Origin of the sequence: Nitrospira sp. (genome assembly GCA_016788885.1) — a bacterium.
Lineage (GTDB): Bacteria > Nitrospirota > Nitrospiria > Nitrospirales > Nitrospiraceae > Nitrospira_A.
Window position 1 is genome coordinate 61,372 of the sequence record JAEURX010000055.1, and the last position, 21,605, is coordinate 82,976.

The window sequence follows — 21,605 nt, forward strand, 5'->3', positions numbered from 1 at the left end:
TTTTTCCGCACCCTGTTACGTGGAAAAGGGATTGTGCAGCAGTTCTTCCCTCACCGTCGTGGCCGGCCCATGTCCTGGAAAGAGCACCGTGTCCGGAGCCAGGGTCAGCACGCGCTCGCGGACCGATTGTAAATGAGTCTGATATAAGCCCGCCGGATTGGATCGGCCGATGGAGCCGGCGAACAGCGTATCGCCTACGAAGCAGATCGGGAAGCCGTTCTGGTCGATCTGATAACAGATCCCGCCAGGCGTATGGCCGGGGGTCGGCACGAACCGAAGGGTAAGTGCGCCGACCTGCAGTGCCCCACCTTGCTGCGGCACGTGCAACGACTCCGGTGCCGGACGCCAACTCAGAAGATCGAGATCCTCAGCCCCGAGATAGACCGGCACGGGATGGGCTTTCAGAATCGCTTCGATGCCGTCGGCATGGTCGGAATGTCCGTGCGTCAGGCAAATCGCCCGCAGCCGCAGCCTTCGTTCGGCCAGCGTCTTCAACATGGCCTCGGCGTTGTATGCGGTATCCACGATCACCGCTTCGCCACGATCATGAATGATATAGCCCTTCACTTCATATCCGCCGATCGACCCCAACAGAGTTTCCACATGGGATATCGACGAAGGCCTTGCCTGAGGCATCCATCCGTCAACCGCCTGCGTGAGTGGTTCGGCCCTCAGTCCAAGCGCCCTGGCAACCGCGCGCACCTGTTCGCAGCTCCGCGGCGATTGCCCCCGCTCCAGCCCACTCAGTTCGACTTCAGACAGGCCGCTCGCACGCGCCACCTCGGCCACCGACCGCTGTTGCCCGTTGCGCGCCTTCTTCAGAATATCGCTCAGTTCGTCTTCAAGCGGCATTGTCACCAATCCCCATCGGATAGCCAAAATTCCTGAACTGCAGACTGACTCTTCCGAACAGCGCGCATCGAGTAAATGTCTCTTCTCTACTCATCTGGCAAGCAGGTTGAGATGGCTCTACTGCGCGCGTCCAACGAGGGCCTTCCGAGGCCGCGCGTTGCGCGAGCAAAGAGCCACTCGACTGTTTGCCCTTTCCCCTAACTCTCCGGGGCCAGCGTAATTTCCTGCACTTCGCCGAAACTCGCCAGCACTTTCGAGAGGGCGTCGCCGGAGCCGACCGCGAGAATCCGCAACCGCTCAGGATTAAAGTGCGCCTTGGCCGCCCGTTGGATATCGTCCTTCGTCAGATTGACGACTTTGTCGCGGATCTGTTGGAGCCAGTCTTTCGGCAACCCGTCGTACTCCAGATCCATCAACCGCCCCACGATGCTGGACGCACTCGTGAACGAGAAGACGAACGAGTTGACGTAGGCCTCCTTGGCCTCCTCCAGTTCGCTGTCCGTCACCGGCTCATTACGCATACGCTCCATGTTCGCCACGAACCGGTTCACGACCTCCTGCGTCGAGGCCAGCTTGGTCTCGGCGCGCATCAGCCACACGCCCTCATCATAGACACTGGCCCGCAGGCCGCTACCCACCGAATAGGCCAGCCCACGCTTGGTGCGCACGTCATTGAAGAGCCGGCTGCGGAACGAACTCCCGCCCAGAATATCGTTGGCGATGGCCACCGCCACATAGTCCGGATCGGTTTCTTTCACGGTCAGGTGCCCCACGCGCAAATGGGTCTGCGACGTGTCCTTACTGATGAACCGCACGAGGCCGGTCTTGCGATCAGACTCCGCCACCGGAGGGATCTTTACCTCGGGCACGGTTCCCTTCGCCCAATCACCAAACGTCTCGCGCAACAGCGCCAACATCTCGCCCTTGTCGAAGTCGCCGGTCACGCCCAACATGATGCCGTTGGGGTGCACGGTCTGCCGATGAAAGGCCACGAGATCCTCGCGAGTCATGGATTCGATGGACCGCACGGAAGTTTCGCGCGCGCTTGGGTGAGCCGCGCCATAGAGCAACTTGGCAAATTCACGCCCGACGATGGAGCCCGGACTGTCCTGCCGACGGCGAATGCCCTCCAGCGCTTGCAACTTCGCCAACTCCACACGACCCTGCTCAAACGCCGGACGCCGCAACAGATCGGCGAAAATGTGCAGGCCGCGTTTCAGATCTTTCTTCAAGACGTCGAGGGAGGCAGAACCGGACTCTTTGGAAAATCCGATCGAGATCGTGGCCGCCAACTGCTCGAGCTCTTCATCGACTTCATCGGGCGACATCCCCGCCGAGCCGCCTGTCCGCATCACGGCGCCGGTCATTCCTGCCAGACCGACTTTGTCCGCCGGGTCCAGCCAGCTGCCCGTCTTGAGCGTGGCATTGATCGTGACCAGCGGGAGTTCATGATCTTCGAGGAGGTAGACCACCATGCCGTTGTCAAGCACGAGGCGTTCCGCATCCGGTGGATTGAACTCCACCGTCGGGAATCGCATCGTGCGCGGATTGTCCGTCGCCAGGTCCCCCGCCCATCCCACCGTCACGTGCATCAGGAGTATGAGCACCACGGCACACCACGCCATCCGTCCCCTCGGTTTCCTCATGAGAATTCCTCTCTCCGCTTCACGCTTCACGAGATACGCTTCACGAACAACGCGCCTCATCGAGCCACCTCACCCGCAGCGGCCATCTTCTTGTCTGCCGACTTTTTCACCAACACTCCCACCGTACGGTTAGCTTTCGTCAGGTACTGGGATGCCACTCGCTGCACATCGGCCGGAGTCACCGCCGCGATCCGATCACGCGCGCTCAGCACATAGCGCCAGGTGCCGGCCACCGTTTGATAAAACGCCAGCTGCGACGCGAGCCCGCTGTTCGAGCGCAATGACCGCACCAGATCCGCATCCAATCCGTTGAGCACACGTTCGAACTCCTTGGTCGAAATCGGCTCTGATTTCAGCCGATCAAGTTCGTCATAGATAGCCGCCTCTACTTCTGCAGTGGTATGGGGAGCCAGCGGCGTCGCCGCAATCACGAACAAATTGGGAGCACGCACCCCGGGATAGTTGGTATCCGACAACACCGATGCAGCCAGTCGCTTGTCCCGCACCAGCGTCCCATACAGTCGCGAGGTGACGCCTTCGGTCAGCACTTCGTCGATCACGTCAAACACGAAATCGTCCGGATGCCCGATGGTCGGCTTGTGGTAACCGATGGCCAGCGCCGGTTCCGCGTCGAACTCGATTTCGACCCGCCGTTCTCCGCGTTGCGGCGGCTCTTCCGTCACCAGCGACGGAATGGGCGGCGCAGCCGGAATTTTCCCGAACGTCTGTTCGATTAGCGCGATGACCTCCTTCGGCTTGATATCGCCGACAATGGCCACCGTCGCATTGTTCGGTCCGTAGTAGGTCTTGAAGAAGGCCTCCGTCGCAGCAGGCGTGAGCGCCATGATGTCCGACCCCCAGCCGATCGTGGGCACACCGTACTGATGCGCCTGGAACGCGGTGGACGTGAACGTTTCATAGAGCAGACCGTTGGGACTGTCGTCCGTCCGAAGCCGGCGCTCTTCCATGACCACTCCCCGTTCCTTGTAAAACTCGCGCAACACGGGATGCGCCATCCGGTCGGACTCCAGCGCGGCCCAGAGCGGGAGCCGATTGGCGGGTAAGCTGATCACGTACCGGGTAATGTCCTTGCCGGTCGAGGCATTCAGTCCGACCCCGCCGTGGCGTTGATACAACAGCGCCATCTCGTTGCCCACCACGAACTCGCCGGCTTTGTCCTGCAGTTCCTTAAACCGCCGCTGCAGCTGCTGCACCTCCTGGGAGGGAACGTAGGGCTTCCCTTCCATCTCCGCGCGCGTCGATTCCGCTCGCTCCCGCCCGTCCAATTCGTTCCCGACCAACGTCAGGTCGTCGAGCACCGCCTGTTCCCGCTCATAATCTCGGGTGCCGACCGTGCGCGTGCCTTTGAAGGCCATGTGTTCGTACAGATGCGCCAAACCGGTCAGGCCGACCTGTTCATTCACACCACCGACGCCGAAGGTCATGTTGATGCTGACGATCGGGGCTTGATGCCGTTCGACCATCAGCACGGTCATGCCGTTGGCCAGTTTGTGCTCGATGACCCGGTCGGCCAGACTCGGCGAGTTCGCATAAACCGGGACGGCCGCCGTCACCAGGCCGGCGAGGATCAGAACACCCATGGTGCACGCACGCTCGAGGCTGATCATATGAAGAGCTCCATCAATTCTTCCGGTCGTTCAATAAACCAATCAGGCTGGCAGGCCGCCATTCGTTGGCGGTTGCCCATGCCGTACCCCACTGCACAGACCCGAATGCCCGCATTGTGCCCACCGTTGATATCGTTCGTGCTGTCGCCGATGAGGACCGTGCGATCCTTCTCGACGCCGAGTTGTTCCATCACATGCACCAACATGCCCGGCTCGGGCTTCAGGCCGAATCCGTTGTCGCCGCCGACCACGTAGACGAAATGTGCCGGGGCCAATCCATTCAAAATCACGTTGGTATATTCGATCGACTTATTCGTCGCCACGGCCTTGGGCTTGGCGGAGAAATGCGTCAGGACCTTGTCGATACCAGGATAAAACACCGTGCGGTCGAGACAATGGGCCAGATAATGTCCGCGAAAGACCCGCAGCGCTTCATCGTATAAATCGGTCTTGCCCTCGCCCACCGCCAAGCGCAAGAGCTTCTTCACGCCGTCGCCGACGAACCCGAAAATTTCCTCCTGCGGGCGCTCGGGCACGCCCAAATCGCGCAGCGTCAAATTGACGCTCTCGGCAATGTCCCACTTCGACTCGATGAGGGTCCCGTCGAGGTCGAAGATGAGCAAATCGACTTCCGCTTTCTTCGTCATTCCTTCGCCTTTCGCAACTCCGCCTGCAACGCGGCCAGGGACGCCTGCCTCGTCCCGTCTTTTTCATCCAGCATGGCCTGCCGCACCACGTTCAGCATCCGTTTCTGGCCGACGTGCGGAGGCAGGATCGGCTCCATGATTTTCCATCGCCCATTCTGAACCTTGAGCCGGACACGAGCCTGCTCCGTGCCGGGCTCCGGCACGAAACCGGCCGTATCTAAATACATGACGCCCAGCACGTGAAACTCCACGGGCACGACGACTTCCAACCGGTTCACGATCTCCCACTGCCGGAAATCATCCGGGACCCTAAAACCGTTGATGACGATGACCTTGCCCCACGCCGGCTCTTCCTTCCAATCAACATACCCCGCCACCGACTCAAAAGAAGCGGCATCGAGCCGAACGCCTTTATTGTCCAGCGCGAAATATTTCTCGACGACTTTGGCCGGCGAGTGCGACACCGCATTGGTTTGCGCCAGGCTGGGCGAGGTGCAGGCCGCCAGCCAAACCAGTCCCGCCATTAATCCGATGATCCGCCGTCGCATCCCTGTCATGCCCTATCCTACCTCATGCAGCTTCATAAGATTCGTTCCGCCGGGCTGCCCGACTCTGGTCCCGGACAGAATGACAATACGCTGCCCCAGCTCCACCAGGCCTTCTGCCTTCAATCGACGCTCCGCTTCGTTGACCCGCTCGTCGGTGGTCGAAATCTGCGCCATCGTGTGAGGCAGCACTCCCCAGTATAAGGCCATTTGCCTCCGAACCGACGCGAAGGGTGTAAAACTAATGATCGGGGCGGCCGGACGGTGCTTCGACACCAGCCTGGCCGTCATGCCGCGCACGCTGAATGCGACGATGGCACTCGCACCGGTCGCGGCCGCCGCCGATGAAGCGGACAGACAGACGGCCTCCTCGAAACTCAGACGTCGATCGTCAGCCGCGGCCCTCCTGACGAAGGCCGGCCCCGTTTCGACTTCCGCCGCCCGGACGATTCGATCCATCACTTGCACCACTTCAACCGGATAGTGCCCGACAGCCGTTTCCGCCGAGAGCATCACGGCATCGGTCCCGTCAAACACAGCATTGGCCACGTCCGAGGCCTCCGCCCGTGTGGGCCGCGTATGTTGCGTCATCGATTCCAACATTTGCGTCGCGGTGATAACCAGACGCCGATGGCGGTTGGCGGTCGCGATGATGCGCTTCTGCAACACCGGCACCGCCTCAGGCCCCAGCTCAACTCCCAGATCGCCTCGCGCCACCATCACCCCGTCGGCATGCGTCAGAATCGCGTCCAAATCCGTCACGGCTTCCTGCCGCTCGATTTTCGCAATGACCGGCACATCGCCGCCACATTCGGCGATCAACCGCTTCGCGGCAATGACATCCTCCGCCCCGCGCACGAACGAAAGCGCGATATAGTCCACACCCTGCGCCACACCGAACCGCAGATCGTCCCGATCCTTGTCCGTCAAGGTCGGGGCGCTGACCACGGTACCGGGCAGATTCATGCCCTTATGGGAGGTCACGCGACCACCCACCACGACGGTACATTCCACCATACCATCAACGACACGATCGGCCGTCAACTCCACGAGCCCGTCATCGATGAGTATTTTGGCCCCTGGCCGAATGTCTCTGGTCAGTGCCTGATAGGTGACCGGGATCTCCTGCATGGTATCGGAAGGATGCACCGTCCTGGCGCCGATCTGTCCGCCGGATCGCAAGGCCATCGTTCGCAACCGCACCCGGCCACCGGCCGCCAACTCCAAGGCGCCGTCGATGTCGCCGACGCGAATGCGCGGGCCCTGCAGGTCTTGAATGATCGCGACGGCGACGCCCTGACGGTCGGCCGACTCACGAACGACTTTGATGGCCTGCCCATGAGAGGCATGGGTGCCATGGGAAAAGTTCAAGCGAGCCGCGTTCATCCCGCTCTGGATGAGCTGATCGAGCACGCCCGCGCCATCGCTCGCCGGGCCGATGGTGCAGACGATTTTCGCTTTCCGCATGGTGCTGAGCTTCTATCTTGACAAGATTGTCCGGACACACCATCTTGTACGTAGACGGTGAGACCCGATGCGCGTGTGATTCGATCGGGTCATTCTAACAAACCCGTCCCCATGCCGCAAAAGAACATCGCCCTGCCGGCCGGAGAAGAGACGCGCCGAACGGTATGAGCTGATCAGACCAACTCGAACCCCACGAGGCCTGCCATGAGCGGAGCGGAGAAGCCATCCACCGATCAGTTGGATTTCGTCACGATGGACGGTTTGCTGGCCTATGGCGAATCACTCGCCCGGCGCGTCTCGAGCGGGCGATTCCAGTTGCCGCCGCCCCCTCCTCCGTCCACCGACAGACCGGAGCGCGCACAGGCCGCACTCGACCGCATCAGAACCTTCGTCCAGCGGACGCAATCCGGCTTGCCCAGCGCCGAAGCCTATCGCGCCGCGCGGCAGGAACTGCTGACCGAAGCCTGCGACGGGGACCCGGTGGTGTTCTTTGCTGCGTGGAACCTCTTGCTCGCGCGCGGCGAACTCGCGCCGTTGTATCGGGCGCCGATCGGCACCACGCAAAAGCCCACCCATCGCCGCCCAGTGGCAATCGTCCCGCGAACCCAACTGACCCCGCAGCTCGCCGAAGGGCGAATCGTACTCGATTTGGGCGACGACCGCTTCTGGCTGCTGCCGCGCGACCTCGGCGACCGCACATTGTTTCTCACGATGCGGCACGGGGTGTCAGAGGTGGAGAGCAAGACGCATCGCGTCGGCCGGCGACTGGCGAACGTGCTGGATCCCGCACGCGGCGTGCCCAGAGCCGATGCCGTCGGTGCGGCCCTGGCCCGCATGGTGGGCGTGGTCGGCCAGCAATTGGGATACCTGCAGCTGCGCAACTATCTGGATCCTCGTACCTTCCTGCATCTCATCAGCCATAGCCCGAATACCGAACAACTCTGCCGGCGCATCACCCAGGCGCTCCTACCGGACCGGGCAGACGCCGTGCATCCCCATGTCGAGTCGACCTTGGAATCGCAGGATTTCGGCTGGGTCACGGGCATGGAGAAACAGGCAGAACTCGACGCGGCTGCGCAGGCGTTCGGGGTGGATACGAAAACCGCCAAGCGACTGATCAAACATCCCTTCTACTGTTACCCCGGTGGGCATTCATTTTTTGACCTCTACGTCGATGTGATCGACGGGTTGCACCGGTTGGGCCGTGCGCACCCCGGAGAAGTGCTCTGTCTGTACACCCATAGTTCGACCTTACGCGCCCTGCGCATCTATCTCGATCCACGCCCCTTCCGCGAGGCCTTTTCCGAGTTCGGCGAATATAAGGAGGGCCAGGATAATGTGGTGTTGCTCACATTGGAGAACGGCAAACTGTCCGGCTACTCCACCGCCGTGGGATTGATTGAAAGCGATCGGGTCGCCCGGGAAGCCTGGGTGACCGTAGAACGGGAACGCAGCCAGCGCGTCACGCTCAAGCCGGGACGGATCAAGCGCCTCCTGGCCCTGGTGTCCGGTGGCGATTTCGGCGGCGGCGGCGCAGCCCTGAAGGAACTGCGCGTCACCGGGAATCGTTTCGGGTTGGACGTGTTGTTCGTCCGGCATGGATTCCTCGGTCTGGCCAACAACTGGATCGATGCCGTCACCGAAGAAGATACGCGGGGCATGAGCAGCCATGCCAGCAGCCCCATCGGCAGCAGCCGTTTCGAAGACTTCAAGGACGAACAGGTGCAGCGCGCGGCCATGCGCTCTCTCGCGCCCTATCTCGAGGACTCCGCGCTGGTCGTCCTGGGAGGCGACGGAAGCTTGCGGGGGGCGCGGGCCATCCATGAAACCTACGGCGTGCAGGTGGTAGGCATTCCCGGCACCATCGACAACAATATCGCCGGCACGACCTCGTTGGGATTCCATTCGGCTGTCGCGCTCGCGAATCAATCCATCGAATCACTGAAGGCTACCAGCGCCGCCATGGGGAGCATCTTTTTTGTCGAAGTCATGGGCGCCGGATCCGGACACCTGGCGCTGGCCTGTGCCTATCAAGCCAGGGCGGAGGGCATCCTGGTGAATGAGCATCCGGACCCAGACGCGTACATCGAGGACGTGGTGCTCGGTACCCTCACACGCACATTAGGGGTGCCCAATAAGAGCCACATCTTCATCGTGGCGGAACGCACCCCTCACCGTCATCACAAGGAGGGCGGAGTCCACGGACTGGTCGATTATGTGGCCCACACCATTGCCTCCTGGCCGCCGCGCAGAGAACCCTCAGGTCAGTATTCGCTCGCCTCGGCGACGAAGGCCACGATTCTCGGACACACCTTGCGAGGCGCGCCACCAACGCCGGAAGACAAAATGATCGCACAACACCTGGCCTATGAAACGGTCCGCCGTCTCGTGGAACAGCCGGACAGCATCGTCGGGTGCATGGTCGCCTATCATGATCCCCACCGGATGGAAACGATTCCACTGCATGCTGTATCGCCCAAACCGTTCGACTGGGAATTGTTTACACGCATGCATGGAGCCGAGTTGCCGCACCAATCGGTCTAACGCGACTCGCACCGCTCTGAAGGGCCGGCCCACGGCGTTGACCCCTCCCATGTGACATGTTAGGGTCTGACTCTGTTGATGCCACCGGTTGCGAATGGCCATGTCTCTTCGGCGTCTCACAGGTCTTCTGCTTTGGCTCTGCGCGGCCGTCGTGCTGCACCTGGGAGCCTCCGTCGCCGGTGAACCACACAGCACCCTGCAGGAGGCGCCGCCCTCCACACTCGCACCCGTTTCCGACCAGGCACTCATCACTCAGGGTGGATCCGTTCGCGCCGGGCCCTCGGCCACACGCCAAGACGTTCGAGACACCATCCCGCCGGCCGCCCGGGAAACGCTCAAAGCGATCGAGGGACGACGTGGGGAGCCGTTGCCGGGGTATGTGGGAGGGCGCACGTTCCAAAATCGCGAGCGTGTTCTACCCCGCGGCCACTATCGTGAATATGACGTCCATCCGAAAGTGCCGGGGAAAAATCGCGGGGCCGAACGGATCGTCATCGACCAACGTAGCGGCAAGGCCTATTACACCGCCGATCACTATCGCTCTTTTGTGCCGATGAATTGAGGAGATATGTCGATTACCGCACTCCAGTCGATCAAAAAGCCCTGGGCGCATCTCCTGGTGCACGCCGAAGGAGAGGCCCTCGATAAACTGCTCTCTGTCCCGTCACATTTTGTCACCAAAATCATCTCCGGCAAGAAATGCAAAACCAAGGCGGGACTGCTGGACGAGTTCAGCCGGGTCTTCTCCTTTCCGGACTATTTCGGCCACAACTGGGATGCGCTCGAAGAATGTCTGGCCGACCTCGACTGGGTACCGGCCAAGGGCTATCTCATCCTGGTGACGGATGCCGATCAGGTGCTGACGAAACCGGACGAGGAGGACGATTTTGAAACGTTTGTCGAGATTCTGAGCGAGGCCGGAGAAGCCTGGAGTCTGAAAGAATCCGATGATGCCACCGGCAACGGCCTGCCATTCCATGCGGTGCTGGCCGTGTCCGAGCGGCATAAACGAAGCCGCCACAATTGGTTCGCCCCACCGTTGGCCATGGAACGGAAGTCGGCCAAACCCGCAGGAACCAAGGGAGCCAAACCAAGCGGTCGGTAGACCGCACAAACGCACGCGTATCGAAGGAGGTTACAATGGGACTGCTCGATCAACTCGGCCAGGCTGCAGCAGGTATGATGGGACAAGGAAAAGACCAGAATCCGTTGATGCAAGCCGTGGTCGGCCTGCTGGGGCAACAGAGCGCCGTCGGCGGACTGAGCGGGCTCATTGCGGCCTTCCAGAAGAACGGGCTGGGCGACATCGTCAATTCGTGGGTCAGCACGGGAAAGAACCTGCCGATCTCTCCGCAACAAATCCAGCAGGGTTTGGGTGGGGACCTCCTAAAGCAACTGGCCGCTCAAGCGGGGGTAAGTTCGGATGCGGCCGGCAACCAGCTTGCGAACCTGCTTCCCGGCCTTATCGACAAGCTGACCCCGGACGGCAAACTGCCTGATTCACACCTGATTGAACAGGGACTGAATTTGTTACGGGGAAAACTTGGCTAGTCTGAGACTGAGGGAGGGTTGCCGCCCAAGATCATCCGAGCGGCCCTGAGTTAACAGAGGGAGAACAACCGTCCTCTCATTCGTTGACCGTAGCGGATCAGCCCCCAACACAGGTCGTGCACCCGAGACAGGAACCACACCTTGGGCGTGACCACCTGATTCACACTCGCACTCAGCGACGTGAAGTGGTCGCCACAAAGCCCATGCGTTTCACTGGGATCGTCGAACGGCCATTTCTCCCGCAGGAAGGCCGGTCTCCCGTCTCGGACACACCAGGCGCAGAGCACTTTCACGTTGTCACCCCATTCCTTGCCGCTGGAGAATCGTCTCTGGGGGCGCAAGACGCGCACCAGCCGGAGGCGACGCATCGGCCTATAGTCTTTTCATGGGGTTAGACGAGCCTGATTGGGAAAACTCGTCGTGGCAGAGCGAAAAATGGCGTGGCATTCCTGCACTGACTGACAGTTTTTGTCGCTGGAGGGGAAGCCCATGGGGGCAGCATTCATAACAAGGCAGGGGAAGAGACATATCTGCGGCGAGTGAGGACTGGCTCGGAGCGGGGCAGTATGCCCTCTTCATAGCTGGGAACCAGCGGGTCTCTCCCCGCCCCCATTTGTTGGAGGTGGTCGGAACAGATTCCGTGGGTTTCCCGATCATCGGTCAACGGAGCCTTTTCTCGTACCAACGCGGGCCGGCCCTCGTGTTCACACCATGAACAGATCACTCGCATTGTGTTCTCCTACGCAGTGGTACCCAGTGATCAGCAAGACTTGCGCCATTGGGATGGCTCGGTTTAAGCCGCTATTTTTCTTGATGAAACAGGCCAATATCGACCATCAAGCCTTTGGCGGTGTATCTCTTCGGATACCATGTCGTATCCAATCGTTGCGGCATCTAGGTTGATATGTCCACAGCAAGGCCGCGCTGGAATTGACCGTTTTGAATTTCTCATGGTAGGTTGCGCGCCTACTCACCCCCCGATGAAAGAGGCCCATGAAAACACTACGCTCAGAGCAGCTCTTCGCAGAGGCACAGCAGGTTATTCCCGGTGGCGTGAATAGTCCGGTTCGCGCGTTTCGCTCGGTGGGCGGGCAACCTCGATTCATTGAGCACGCCAAGGGCGCACGCCTCTATGATGTCGACGGAAACAGCTACCTTGATTACGTCCTCTCTTGGGGACCGATGATCCTCGGTCATGCACCGGCCACGGTGACGAAAGCCATTCAGCTGGCCGCCACGAAGGGCACCAGCTACGGCGCCCCCACCGAATTGGAAATCCGGCTGGCCACCATGATTCGCGAAGCCCTCCCTTCCATGGAGCAGGTGCGGCTCGTGAGCTCAGGCACCGAGGCGGTGATGAGCGCGATCCGGGTCGCCCGCGCCTATACCAAACGCGACGGCATCCTGAAGTTCGAAGGCTGCTACCACGGGCACAGCGACTACCTCCTGGCGAAGGCCGGCTCAGGGCTCACCACCCTCGGCATTCCCGACTGTCCCGGCGTGCCGGAAGATTTCACGAAACACACGTTGACCGCCCCCTATAACGACCTCGCGGCCACGGAAAAATTGATCAAGAAACACTATCGGCAACTCGCCTGCATCATCGTCGAGCCGATCGCCGGGAACATGGGCGTCATCCCCCCTTCGCCTGAGTTCTTAGAAGGCCTGCGCAAACTCACCGATGCCCACGGCATGCTCCTGATTTTTGACGAAGTCATCTCAGGGTTCCGTGTTCAATACGGAGGAGCGCAGACGCTCTACGGAATCAAGCCGGATCTGACGATTTTGGGCAAGATCATCGGTGGGGGATTACCGGTCGGAGCCTACGGCGGAGCGAAGGACATTATGAAGATGATTGCGCCCTCGGGCCCTGTGTACCAAGCCGGCACCTTGTCAGGCAACCCCTTGGCCGTCACCGCCGGCATCGAGACACTCAAGCGCCTCAGCAAACCGGGAACCTATGATCAGTTGGAACAGCGATCGGCCGCGCTAGCCGATGGCCTGGGAGAGGCCGCGCGGAAAGCCGGCGTGGCCCTGGCGCAGACCCGCATCGCATCCATGATGTGTGCATTCTTTACGCAGGGACCGGTCGTGGATTGGGCAACAGCCAAGAAATCGGATACAAAAGCCTACGCCAAGTTCTTTCACCAGATGCTGGAGGCGGGAGTCTATCTAGCCCCGTCGCAGTTTGAAGCCGCCTTTATGTCCTTGGCCCACACGCCCCGGGACATCGATCGCACGATCAACGCCGCGCACACGGCATTCAAGAACCTCTGACCTGAGATACAACGGCGGGCGCCGCTCGTCTTTCCCGAAGAATCGTTCCTGGATGCATTTCGTATCAAAACTGATACGAAATGCATCCATTCAGATACAGATCGCGCTCTATTCCCATCATACTCACCCTGCGACTTCAGGGTGATCAAAACAGTTTCCCAGCAAGGCCGCAGCGAACGAGACCCCGAGGCGACATCACATTCTTACCCACCTCCCGAGCCTGCCGAGCCAGGCTCTTGTCCCATGGCGGTACGTTGAGGGGCCAAGCGATGCGAGTACGATGCTGGGGACCGTTTTCAGCATCCTGGGCTATTCGTCGTCGTCCTCGTCGTCCATTTCCAACGCTTCCTGCCGCTTCTGTTCTTCCATGGCGTTGTGCAGGAGCATGCGGACAAACATCGAATAGAGCGAGCCTTTTTCCAACGTCCCGCCGGGTGGAATGGCGATCTTCCCTTCCTTGATCATGCGATCCATCCAGGCCTTCTGATCCGGCGCGATCAAGATGGGCACCTCGACCAGTCCAACCTTTCCAAACATATCCATGAGTTACTCTCCCGTGGTTCGTGTGTCCTTAAAGAGAAGAGCGAATGGCATACGCTCCGCATCCGAGCGGGCATTTGAGCACGCGGTTTTTCGGCTTGTCAACCGAGAGGCCGTTACCATCTGACCCTGGCATGGAGCATGCTCTATCTGGTCTGGAACAACGGAGGACTCTCAGCATGCTGCACCACTTTGTGCCCGACTCCCGCTTTTTGAGCCGGTTGACTCTCCTGTTGCTCGTCGCCTCACCCACCTCAACCGCATTCGCCTTGGAGGAAGAACGCCGCTCGACGCTGCATACCTATACCCCTGCCATCAGAAACGATCCAAGCCCATTCCACTGCACTGACTGCTGGGACCTGAAACCGGATCAACGCTCGTCGCTTCCTCAGCATCAGGCCCAACGATCTCGACGCGGGCATCATGATCGAGGCCTTCGCCCGCACAAAAACCCGTTCGCGAAAAAGTCACATTCGTTCAGTCGAGGATTGAGATCGCTTCCGCGGCATGCCTTGTCGATGGGTGGATTCGAGCGAACCGTGGAACCCTGGCAAGTCCGCACCGTCGACGGCGACACGATCCGCTACGGCACCGATCGTATCCGCATTCGCGGCTACAACGCGCCGGAACTGTCGGAACCGGGCGGACGAGACGCCGCCATTCGGCTGGAGCAGCTGATGCAGGAGAGCACGATCAGCATTGTCCCTCACGGCCACGACGTCTACGGCCGCACCCTGGCCGATGTCTTTGTGAACGGACAAAACGTGGCGGACGTGATGACGGGGGAAGGATTTGGGAAAAAAGGCTAGCAATGGATCACATCTGAAACGCCAAGCAGCACCTATGCCATCGCCCTGGCCCCTTTCTCCCACTGGTAGCTTTGCCTATTGGTGGCAAAGATTCGGTGCAGCACTCGGAGCCGGTGGGCTCATCTATACGGCTCGTGCAGCATATCTCGCTCAGCCCTGCTCTCCACCAAGCGAACTGATGGTCCTGACAGTCCTATGGGGTGTATTACCTCCTCTTTGGAGTTGACCGAGTTCTTCTTCATCTATCCCAGGCATCACTCCACAGAATAATTTGAGCTGCTCAAGCATGGAGCCAAGCCTCATTGGCGATCTGGGCTCCAGTCGCGATCGCCCTTGCTGCCTACTCAACGAATGACTATTTTAAGGTCCCCGGAAGCCCAAAGACATGTGTGTACCAGAAGCGGTAGCCTGGACCCGCGCTAGAATTCGGTTACAAAAACTCACACGTTTAAACATGCGTTCGAGCGGCTGCGGAAGGCGAACAGTATAGCCGTCGATCCCATGAACAGGCCATGCACGTGTTGCAATCGTGTAGAATCCGATTGTCGTCGATAAGAGGCCGACGCGCGAAGAGGAACAAACTCGCTGAAACACGCCACCTCTACTTCCGCGATATCTCGCCATGAAGACGCAATACTATACGGCCACCAGCCTCGACGGGTTCATTGCCACCGAAGACAACTCGCTAGAGTGGCTGTTTCCACTCGGCGACGTGAACGAGACGAGTTATCCCTCATTCATTGCGGATGTCGGAGCCTTGGCCATGGGATCAGCGACCTACGAATGGATGTTGCGTCATACCGACAACATTGCCGCCCAGACCGGCTCGCCATGGCCCTATTCCCAGCCGACATGGGTATTCTCCACCCGTGCACTTCCTCTCGTGCCGAAGGCCGACGTTCGCCTGGCTCGAGGAGATGTTCGACCCATTCATGCTGAAATGAGACAGGCTGCGGGCTCAAAGAATATCTGGATTGTGGGTGGTGGAGATCTCGCCGGGCAATTTTACGATGCCGGGCTACTGGACGAAGTGATCGTTCAAGTCGGTTCTGTCACACTGGGACGCGGCAAACCACTCTTTCCACGCCGCGTCACGAATCCGCCCCTCCGATTAGTATCCGTGCACAAGATCGGACCGGGCTTCGCCGAGTTGCGATATGAGATGCCGAAAGACACGCAAGCCGGTTCGACCTAGTGGTTCCACAGGCCTAGTGACGCTATTCAGTCACGCAGCAACTGCCCCCCAGGCGATGACTATCATCACTCTCATGACTTTTACCTGGAGACAGACATGAACGCGAAGGAGATTGCGAAATTGGCGCAGGCTACCCTCAATGGATCGATGCCCTTTCCTGAGATCGTCGGCAAACTAATCGCCAATGATGTCGAGTACTATCATGTGGACTATGCCCTCGGATCCTTTTCATTCTACAGCGCCACGGGAGCAGTCGTGACCGCACCCCTTGTCTTCGAAGGCCTGCCGCCAATCGCAGAGCACTTCGATGCGGCCGCACTTAAAGCCGCCATTCTCGACAGCCAGCAGCATGGGCAAAAATTTCGCGCTTTTTGTGAGCGCGCCGTCAAGGCAGGAGTGCAGAGTTACTTTGCGTTTCTTCGAGGCAAGCGCGTCATTTATTTCGGCCGCCAAGGCGATCAGCATACCGAGTGGTTTCCAGGCGCGAGGCCAAGCGAGGTAAGCCAGTGATCAAGTCGTCACCACTCTCCCAGGCCCCTATCCCAATGCTTATGAGACTTATGGTGTCATATCTGGTTCTCATCGCATTGCTCCTGGGAGTTGCTGATGCGGAAGCCGCCAGGAAACGCCCTCATGCCGTCCATCGTACCGGTATCGAGCCGCTCAAAAACGGCGAGTGTCCCGACGAACATCCGATCAAAGGCAATTTCACACCCCATAGCGGCGAACGTTGCATCTATCACATGATCGGACAGCGCTTGTATCTTCGCACCAAAGCCGAGCGTTGTTATGCAACCGAAGCCGAAGCAGTAGAGGACGGCTGCCGACGGTCGAAGGTCTGAGATGGGTGAAGAGCGGGGCAGGGTCAGGTATCGGCCACATATGGTCGGACCCGGTGCCGCGTGCGAGTAGCGTCTTTTAATCGCCCGCTCTGCCCCAACAGCTCCAATATGACTTAACGTAAGGTGGGCACACTGGCATGCTCTATCCCACTGAACTTTTCACTCCCCGTCTTATTATCCGACAGTGGCGACCATCCGATTTGGAACCCTTCGCGGCAATGAATGCCGACGCCGAGGTCATGCGTTACTACCCGGAGACCTGGACGAGGGAACAAAGCGATGCGTTTGCTCAACGAGTCATGCGGCTGATCGAGACGCGTGGCTGGGGTTTCTGGGCTGTCGAAGAACGAGCGTCGAACCAGTTCATCGGCTTCGTCGGCTTACATGTTCCATCGGATGATCTACCGTTCTCCCCCTGCGTAGAAGTCGGCTGGCGCCTCGCCAAACATGACTGGGGCTTGGGTTATGCCACGGAGGCCGCACAACGAGCCGTCGCATTCGCCTTTCAGCAACTTCACCTGATGGAACTCGTGGCCTTTACCGCCATCGCCAATCGGAAATCGCGTGCCGTGATGAAGCGTCTCGGGATGCGGCTTGACTCCGAATTCGATCATCCGCAGGTACCTGTCGAATCCGAGCTGCGCCGGCATGTGCTCTATCGCCTTCGCCCGCCGGTGTAACACATCATCTGTCCTTCGGATGGCACACAGTTCGAATTCATCGTACAATCCACCTCCATGAAAACGCCCTTGCTTCGTCTTTGTCCGACAGTTTGTACCCTGTGGCTGCTCACGGCTTGCGTCTCGACTCCTCCACCGGGCGAGATGAAACAGATCGCTGAGCGGAATCGCTGGGAGTTGGCGCACTGGGGTGATCGCTCAGTTCCCTACGGCGATGATGCACAGCCAGTGATCCTTTCGTTCAAGGATGGGCGAGTGTCAGGCCACGCGGGGTGCAATCGGTATGCGGCAGCCATTTCATTTGGCCCTCAAGCCGGCGAGGTCACCGTGTCACGTGGTATGACGACACGCATGGCCTGCGAAACCCGCCGTATGGAGTTTGAAGCGGCATTCATTAAGGCGTTTGAGGCCTCACGACGGTACCGGCTGGATGGCGAACGTCTCTCGTTTGAGAGCGAGGTCGCTCCACCGCTGGAGTTTTACCGCCGGCCATTGGCATGCCGGGAATCGCCTTTTTCTGCCTGCGGCGAGACACACGATCTCCCCGCGCCGCACTGACGCAACCGCTCCCTCGTAGAGGCAACGGCGCGGCCGCTTTTCACTGGCTCTTGCCCGATGAGAAGGTTGTCATCATCGACGGCGACGTCACGACCTGCGCCAACTGAAGGGTTGATCCAACACAGGTCCTTTTGTAAGACTTGCCGTACCATCCAGGAGGATCGTGATGTTCCACGTAGCCTGCCCTGCCTCTTTCCGGCTCGCCTGCTCGTTTGCCCTGTTGCTGCTCTCGCTTGACCCAACCGTTGCCGCTGCGGAACAGCTCAAAGCTGAAGTGCCTGCCCCACAGCGCCAGGCCTGGTGGACAGAACGACATGAACGGACCGTCTCCCGCATCCGCCAGGGTCAGGTCGATCTCTTGTTTATCGGAGATTCGATCACACAGGGCTGGGAGGAGGATGGGCGCCCGTTGTGGGACCAATACTATGCCGGTCGGCGGGCGGTGAACCTCGGCTATAACAGCGACCAGACAGAGAATGTCCTGTGGCGGCTCCAGCACGGGGAGTTGGAGGGGATCTCGCCGAAACTGGCCGTGGTGATGATCGGGACGAACAACAGCGCCATGCGCGAGGACCCTCCCGAGAATACCGCCGCCGGCATTCGGGCCATTCTCACCACCTTGCGAACTCGCTTGCCGGGGACAAAGATCCTGCTCCTGGCGATTTTCCCTCGAGGCCTGACAAATGACGACCCACTTCGCCGCGTCAACGAGGCCGTGAATGAACGGCTGCCGGCCATGGCCGATCAACGCCAGATCTTTTTTCTGAACCTGAACCGCCGCTTTCTCGATGGCGAGGGGCGCTTGTCTGCGGAGATCATGTCCGACGCGCTGCATCCCAGTGAACACGGCTATCAAGTTTGGGCCGAGGGGATGGAGGAAATGGTCACACGCCTCATGAACGAATGAAGACAGCCCTGTAGTCCGCACCCCAGGGCCTGATGTTCACTGAACAGATAGCCATCGATCTGGACGACAACCAGATCGAGCAGTTATGCAATCCCTTGAACTACTCCGCGTAGCTGTTAGCGAGCGGATGCGAACAGCGCGAGGCTGGAGAAACCGGCACAGCGCAGGGTTCTGAAGGCTGGTTTCCGGGGAACGTGGACGGCATATTCCGAGACGTTTCGACGCAGCGCAAGAGAACACTCGTCAGCGTCTCCCACCTATTCAACATTAATCGCATCCGTCTCGTCGTCCGCTGGTCACGATCCCGTCTTTGTCTGCGAAAAATATCAGCCGACAATTCACCCCGCCGTACAATGGCAAGGTGTTGTACTCATCAGCCTGTCCAGGCATGCGGTCGATCGTCATGTCCCACACCATTTCGACGGTGCCGTCTTCTGCTTCTTTCGGATGCAGATTCGGTGGCCCAAGCTCTAAATACAGATCTTCCTTGTGCTTGCCGATCCACCGCGAAATCACATCGTCCCAGGTTTGATAGATTCCTGCGACACCAGGATCTGAGCTGGTCTTGCAGGCACTGACGAGAGGCAGCCACAGGAGGATGGCGAGGAGGGAAAGAGATCTCATCACTGAACAACCAGAGGCTAGGGCTTTTTGTTTTTCTTGTCCTTGGGATTGTCTGAGAAGAGCAACCAGGCCAGCACGACGAAACCGATCGCTACGCCCGTGACCGCCAACCATGTGCCGAGTTTATCCATTAGCTCCTCGTGTGTGGAGGTCCTTGTAACGCAGCCAGGGTGGGTTTGTCGAGCCGCGTCACCTTCAATTGCTCGTCTACCGTCACGAGCTTGGCCGAGCCCTCCACCACAATACGCCCGCTCGTCCGCTCCCGCAACACGTGCGCGAAGGTGAACGACGCCTGACTCGAGTCTACCAACGTCGTGTCGATCACTAAGGTGTCGCCGTACCGCCCGGGCGACCGATAGTCCAATTCGGCATGCACCACAACGAACTGCGTCCCCTGGTCGCGCAACCCCGCAACCGACAGTCCGCGCTCCTCAAGATAGTGCGTCCTGGCCCGTTCAAAATATTTGAGGTAGTTCGCGTAGTACACCACCCCGCCGCAATCGGTGTCCTCGTAGTAGATGCGAATGTCCATCGTCGTTCGTATCTCGTCAGAACCGCTTGATCAGACTTCTGACCTTCTTGGACTCATGGTCAAGTTGCTCCAAACACTCGTCTCGCTGATCGACCGTGATGAATGCGAGGTCGTGAGCGATTTCAACGTGGGTTTCGAATTCAGCACAAGACCCAAGCGCGACATCCGGACATCTGGCCCAACGAGATACGCGTTACGAACGGCGGTCGTCTAGAGACTGAGGACGGGAAACTTCGGCAGCGAGGACTCGCTCACGCCCGTGAGCTTCATCACCACATCGGACAATTGCTGCACCCGTTCGCCTTTGATCGCCTCGAACCCATGACCCAGCACGGCGTGGTTCGCCGCATCGAGCAACGGTTTCATCCGCGGCCAGTCGCGGAGAAACGCCTGCCCCATCTGGTCGCCGAGTCCGGCCAGGGCGCGCCACTGACTCTGGAGCGGCAACTTGTATTTGCCATCGACATCCTCCAGGTAACAGGTCCGGCAGGTCTCCCGCATTGATTCAGGCAATTGCTCCAGCTGCACGTCCCAGCTCTTAATTTTGTACTGCTTGAATAACTGCCGTTGCGCGCAGGCCTCCAACGCGCGGACCAACGCCACCATGGCACGTTCATGATCATGATCCACGTGCGCGCGGCGATGAGCATGGGCCAAGAGGTCGAGCACGACACCTTCCTTGACTTCGGCAGGATCGAGCACCAGCCTCTCTAAAAATCCGCTGTTGGCCTTGATCAAGGGCAACAGTCCTTTCAACCCCGGGGGCCCGCCCCAGATCGACGCCATGTCGAGCGCCTTCACGGAGGTCTTCAGCTTGTCCCAAGCCTGCCGATAGTGAAACTGCTCCCAGAGGCCGTATCCCAGCGCGAGTTCACCCAGCGCGCGATAGAGCGGCTTCTGCCCGCCGCTCACTCGAGCTTCCAACGCATGAAACAGAGTTGCGGCAGCCCTGAACGAGCCTTGGTTGAATGCGTCACTGGCCTCACGGCGAACAACGACCGCCGATTCATCCCAGGGATTGCCCTGAACCCAGCGTTTGGTGAGTCCGTCGATGATGATCGCTTCGCTCTCTTCAGACCCTGCCGCATCAACCAGACTGATGATTCTGGATGTCCAGGGTTGGCTCACTGTCGCGAGCGCGGCGGCCATGGCGGGAGTCGCCCCGGTCAAATCGACGACCACTTCACCCGCGTGTACCGCCCAGGTGCGCAGGAGATCATGAATGGTTCGTGATAACGCCTGATGGCAGGCGATGATGTCCGCCGCATCGGGCGTGACGACCCAATCCCAGCGCTTCGGCATTTGCTGCACGAGCGGCTGCACGGCTTCTTCGACCTGCGTCTTCGCCGATTCCGGCACAAAGAAACACAGCAGTTCCGGCTGCAAGCGGTTGATGACATAGGCCGCGAGCGGCGGCGCATCGGTGAAGGCGAGGATGAGGGCTTTCACGGGAGTATCGGGAGGCATAGTCGGCGGACTATACCATATCCCGCCGTTTCAACGAACGAGGGCTTGCTCACAATTCTTGATGGTGAGGGACAAATGGTTTGTTCGTTGAGGGCAATGACTCGTTCGCTAATGGACGCACGGCGGCAGGAATCCTCTCCGTGGACTGCTTCACCGAGCGCCGCCCCTGTTTCACTGGCAAAGACACCATCCAGTAGTGATTTCTCGCTCCCTCCGTTGAGCGGGATCGTCCGCCGCTCGCTGTTCTTGGACTCGAACCCTTGCGCATGATCTAGCGGGCAATCGCACGACCGA

General features: G+C 59.6%; 23 protein-coding genes and 1 pseudogene. 12 read left to right on the forward strand and 12 right to left on the reverse strand.

The genetic code is table 11. The features are described 5' to 3' along the window. Nucleotides 1–15: 15 nt before the first annotated feature. The 6 genes from JNL86_15685 to pyk form a co-directional block, all read right to left on the reverse strand. Nucleotides 16–852 carry an MBL fold metallo-hydrolase gene (locus JNL86_15685; protein MBL8044350.1) on the reverse strand — a complete coding sequence of 279 codons (837 nt, stop codon included), beginning with the start codon at nucleotides 850–852 and terminating at the stop codon, nucleotides 16–18. 197 nt (nucleotides 853–1,049) lie between these two features. After that, a complete protein-coding gene (locus JNL86_15690; GenBank protein ID MBL8044351.1) occupies nucleotides 1,050–2,498 on the reverse strand; it encodes an insulinase family protein in 1,449 nt (482 codons plus the stop codon). Nucleotides 2,499–2,554: 56 nt separating this feature from the next. Further along, nucleotides 2,555–4,126 (reverse strand): insulinase family protein, encoded by a 1,572-nt coding sequence (locus JNL86_15695; protein ID MBL8044352.1) that lies wholly within the window; start codon nucleotides 4,124–4,126, stop codon nucleotides 2,555–2,557. After that, the gene (locus JNL86_15700) at nucleotides 4,123–4,773 is read right to left on the reverse strand and encodes an HAD-IA family hydrolase (GenBank protein MBL8044353.1); all 651 of its coding nucleotides are present in this window, start codon (nucleotides 4,771–4,773) and stop codon (nucleotides 4,123–4,125) included. The genes JNL86_15695 and JNL86_15700 overlap by 4 nt, the downstream gene beginning before the upstream one ends. Then, entirely contained in the window at nucleotides 4,770–5,330 is a 561-nt protein-coding gene (locus tag JNL86_15705) for a hypothetical protein (protein MBL8044354.1), read from the reverse strand. The genes JNL86_15700 and JNL86_15705 overlap by 4 nt, the downstream gene beginning before the upstream one ends. Before the next feature lie 3 nt (nucleotides 5,331–5,333). After that, complete coding sequence (gene pyk, locus JNL86_15710; GenBank protein MBL8044355.1) at nucleotides 5,334–6,785, reverse strand: pyruvate kinase; 1,452 nt, start codon at nucleotides 6,783–6,785, stop codon at nucleotides 5,334–5,336. 204 nt (nucleotides 6,786–6,989) lie between these two features. Here pyk and JNL86_15715 point away from each other — a divergent pair, with 204 nt between their 5' ends. The 4 genes from JNL86_15715 (at nucleotide 6,990) to JNL86_15730 (ending at nucleotide 10,880) form a co-directional block, all read left to right on the forward strand. Beyond that, on the forward strand, nucleotides 6,990–9,329 hold the full coding sequence (locus JNL86_15715) for a 6-phosphofructokinase (GenBank protein MBL8044356.1): 2,340 nt from the start codon (nucleotides 6,990–6,992) through the stop codon (nucleotides 9,327–9,329). 100 nt (nucleotides 9,330–9,429) lie between these two features. Next, entirely contained in the window at nucleotides 9,430–9,891 is a 462-nt protein-coding gene (locus JNL86_15720; protein ID MBL8044357.1) for a hypothetical protein, read from the forward strand. 6 nt (nucleotides 9,892–9,897) lie between these two features. Next, entirely contained in the window at nucleotides 9,898–10,434 is a 537-nt protein-coding gene (locus JNL86_15725) for a barstar family protein (protein MBL8044358.1), read from the forward strand. A gap of 35 nt (nucleotides 10,435–10,469) precedes the next feature. Then, complete coding sequence (locus tag JNL86_15730) at nucleotides 10,470–10,880, forward strand: DUF937 domain-containing protein (GenBank protein ID MBL8044359.1); 411 nt, start codon at nucleotides 10,470–10,472, stop codon at nucleotides 10,878–10,880. Between the two features lie 50 nt (nucleotides 10,881–10,930). On the opposite strand, the gene JNL86_15735 is transcribed toward JNL86_15730, so the two are convergent. Beyond that, nucleotides 10,931–11,248 (reverse strand): hypothetical protein, encoded by a 318-nt coding sequence (locus tag JNL86_15735; GenBank protein MBL8044360.1) that lies wholly within the window; start codon nucleotides 11,246–11,248, stop codon nucleotides 10,931–10,933. 625 nt (nucleotides 11,249–11,873) lie between these two features. On the opposite strand from JNL86_15735, the gene hemL reads away from it, so the two are divergent. Further along, nucleotides 11,874–13,157 (forward strand): glutamate-1-semialdehyde 2,1-aminomutase, encoded by a 1,284-nt coding sequence (gene hemL / locus JNL86_15740; protein ID MBL8044361.1) that lies wholly within the window; start codon nucleotides 11,874–11,876, stop codon nucleotides 13,155–13,157. A gap of 309 nt (nucleotides 13,158–13,466) precedes the next feature. Here the strand turns inward: hemL and JNL86_15745 are convergent, their stop codons facing one another. Then, nucleotides 13,467–13,700: a hypothetical protein gene (locus JNL86_15745; GenBank protein ID MBL8044362.1), complete on the reverse strand. Its 234-nt coding sequence runs from the start codon at nucleotides 13,698–13,700 to the stop codon at nucleotides 13,467–13,469. 176 nt (nucleotides 13,701–13,876) lie between these two features. Between JNL86_15745 and JNL86_15750 the strand changes: the two genes are divergently transcribed. The 7 genes from JNL86_15750 (at nucleotide 13,877) to JNL86_15780 (ending at nucleotide 18,688) form a co-directional block, all read left to right on the forward strand. Then, a complete protein-coding gene (locus JNL86_15750) occupies nucleotides 13,877–14,506 on the forward strand; it encodes a thermonuclease family protein (GenBank protein MBL8044363.1) in 630 nt (209 codons plus the stop codon). 622 nt (nucleotides 14,507–15,128) lie between these two features. Further along, nucleotides 15,129–15,701 carry a dihydrofolate reductase family protein gene (locus JNL86_15755; GenBank protein ID MBL8044364.1) on the forward strand — a complete coding sequence of 191 codons (573 nt, stop codon included), beginning with the start codon at nucleotides 15,129–15,131 and terminating at the stop codon, nucleotides 15,699–15,701. A 96-nt stretch (nucleotides 15,702–15,797) separates the two neighbouring features. After that, nucleotides 15,798–16,211, forward strand: coding sequence for a DUF1398 family protein (locus JNL86_15760; protein MBL8044365.1), 414 nt, complete (start codon nucleotides 15,798–15,800; stop codon nucleotides 16,209–16,211). A gap of 50 nt (nucleotides 16,212–16,261) precedes the next feature. Further along, nucleotides 16,262–16,543, forward strand: coding sequence for a hypothetical protein (locus tag JNL86_15765; GenBank protein MBL8044366.1), 282 nt, complete (start codon nucleotides 16,262–16,264; stop codon nucleotides 16,541–16,543). A gap of 137 nt (nucleotides 16,544–16,680) precedes the next feature. Beyond that, the gene (locus JNL86_15770; protein MBL8044367.1) at nucleotides 16,681–17,223 is read left to right on the forward strand and encodes a GNAT family N-acetyltransferase; all 543 of its coding nucleotides are present in this window, start codon (nucleotides 16,681–16,683) and stop codon (nucleotides 17,221–17,223) included. Nucleotides 17,224–17,367: 144 nt separating this feature from the next. Beyond that, nucleotides 17,368–17,781 carry an META domain-containing protein gene (locus JNL86_15775; protein MBL8044368.1) on the forward strand — a complete coding sequence of 138 codons (414 nt, stop codon included), beginning with the start codon at nucleotides 17,368–17,370 and terminating at the stop codon, nucleotides 17,779–17,781. Nucleotides 17,782–17,947: 166 nt separating this feature from the next. Continuing rightward, a complete protein-coding gene (locus JNL86_15780) occupies nucleotides 17,948–18,688 on the forward strand; it encodes an acetylglucosamine-6-sulfatase (GenBank protein ID MBL8044369.1) in 741 nt (246 codons plus the stop codon). Between the two features lie 267 nt (nucleotides 18,689–18,955). On the opposite strand, the gene JNL86_15785 is transcribed toward JNL86_15780, so the two are convergent. The 4 genes and pseudogenes from JNL86_15785 to JNL86_15800 all read right to left on the reverse strand — a co-directional run bounded on the left by JNL86_15785 (nucleotide 18,956) and on the right by JNL86_15800 (nucleotide 21,293). After that, the gene (locus JNL86_15785) at nucleotides 18,956–19,312 is read right to left on the reverse strand and encodes a hypothetical protein (GenBank protein MBL8044370.1); all 357 of its coding nucleotides are present in this window, start codon (nucleotides 19,310–19,312) and stop codon (nucleotides 18,956–18,958) included. 130 nt (nucleotides 19,313–19,442) lie between these two features. Then, nucleotides 19,443–19,844 carry a YbgC/FadM family acyl-CoA thioesterase gene (locus tag JNL86_15790; GenBank protein ID MBL8044371.1) on the reverse strand — a complete coding sequence of 134 codons (402 nt, stop codon included), beginning with the start codon at nucleotides 19,842–19,844 and terminating at the stop codon, nucleotides 19,443–19,445. 16 nt (nucleotides 19,845–19,860) lie between these two features. Continuing rightward, nucleotides 19,861–20,007, reverse strand: a pseudogene (locus tag JNL86_15795) (four helix bundle protein). A gap of 47 nt (nucleotides 20,008–20,054) precedes the next feature. Further along, entirely contained in the window at nucleotides 20,055–21,293 is a 1,239-nt protein-coding gene (locus JNL86_15800; GenBank protein ID MBL8044372.1) for a TIGR02710 family CRISPR-associated protein, read from the reverse strand. Nucleotides 21,294–21,605: the final 312 nt, after the last annotated feature.

Coding starts and splice junctions, on each gene's coding strand:
- JNL86_15685 (MBL8044350.1), bottom strand. CDS start 852: ATGCCGCTTGAAGACGAACTGAGCGATATTCTGAAGAAGGCGCGCAAC.
- JNL86_15690 (MBL8044351.1), bottom strand. CDS start 2,498: ATGAGGAAACCGAGGGGACGGATGGCGTGGTGTGCCGTGGTGCTCATA.
- JNL86_15695 (MBL8044352.1), bottom strand. CDS start 4,126: ATGATCAGCCTCGAGCGTGCGTGCACCATGGGTGTTCTGATCCTCGCC.
- JNL86_15700 (MBL8044353.1), bottom strand. CDS start 4,773: ATGACGAAGAAAGCGGAAGTCGATTTGCTCATCTTCGACCTCGACGGG.
- JNL86_15705 (MBL8044354.1), bottom strand. CDS start 5,330: ATGACAGGGATGCGACGGCGGATCATCGGATTAATGGCGGGACTGGTT.
- pyk (MBL8044355.1), bottom strand. CDS start 6,785: ATGCGGAAAGCGAAAATCGTCTGCACCATCGGCCCGGCGAGCGATGGC.
- JNL86_15715 (MBL8044356.1), top strand. CDS start 6,990: ATGAGCGGAGCGGAGAAGCCATCCACCGATCAGTTGGATTTCGTCACG.
- JNL86_15720 (MBL8044357.1), top strand. CDS start 9,430: ATGTCTCTTCGGCGTCTCACAGGTCTTCTGCTTTGGCTCTGCGCGGCC.
- JNL86_15725 (MBL8044358.1), top strand. CDS start 9,898: ATGTCGATTACCGCACTCCAGTCGATCAAAAAGCCCTGGGCGCATCTC.
- JNL86_15730 (MBL8044359.1), top strand. CDS start 10,470: ATGGGACTGCTCGATCAACTCGGCCAGGCTGCAGCAGGTATGATGGGA.
- JNL86_15735 (MBL8044360.1), bottom strand. CDS start 11,248: ATGCGTCGCCTCCGGCTGGTGCGCGTCTTGCGCCCCCAGAGACGATTC.
- hemL (MBL8044361.1), top strand. CDS start 11,874: ATGAAAACACTACGCTCAGAGCAGCTCTTCGCAGAGGCACAGCAGGTT.
- JNL86_15745 (MBL8044362.1), bottom strand. CDS start 13,700: ATGGATATGTTTGGAAAGGTTGGACTGGTCGAGGTGCCCATCTTGATC.
- JNL86_15750 (MBL8044363.1), top strand. CDS start 13,877: ATGCTGCACCACTTTGTGCCCGACTCCCGCTTTTTGAGCCGGTTGACT.
- JNL86_15755 (MBL8044364.1), top strand. CDS start 15,129: ATGAAGACGCAATACTATACGGCCACCAGCCTCGACGGGTTCATTGCC.
- JNL86_15760 (MBL8044365.1), top strand. CDS start 15,798: ATGAACGCGAAGGAGATTGCGAAATTGGCGCAGGCTACCCTCAATGGA.
- JNL86_15765 (MBL8044366.1), top strand. CDS start 16,262: ATGGTGTCATATCTGGTTCTCATCGCATTGCTCCTGGGAGTTGCTGAT.
- JNL86_15770 (MBL8044367.1), top strand. CDS start 16,681: ATGCTCTATCCCACTGAACTTTTCACTCCCCGTCTTATTATCCGACAG.
- JNL86_15775 (MBL8044368.1), top strand. CDS start 17,368: ATGAAACAGATCGCTGAGCGGAATCGCTGGGAGTTGGCGCACTGGGGT.
- JNL86_15780 (MBL8044369.1), top strand. CDS start 17,948: ATGTTCCACGTAGCCTGCCCTGCCTCTTTCCGGCTCGCCTGCTCGTTT.
- JNL86_15785 (MBL8044370.1), bottom strand. CDS start 19,312: ATGAGATCTCTTTCCCTCCTCGCCATCCTCCTGTGGCTGCCTCTCGTC.
- JNL86_15790 (MBL8044371.1), bottom strand. CDS start 19,844: ATGGACATTCGCATCTACTACGAGGACACCGATTGCGGCGGGGTGGTG.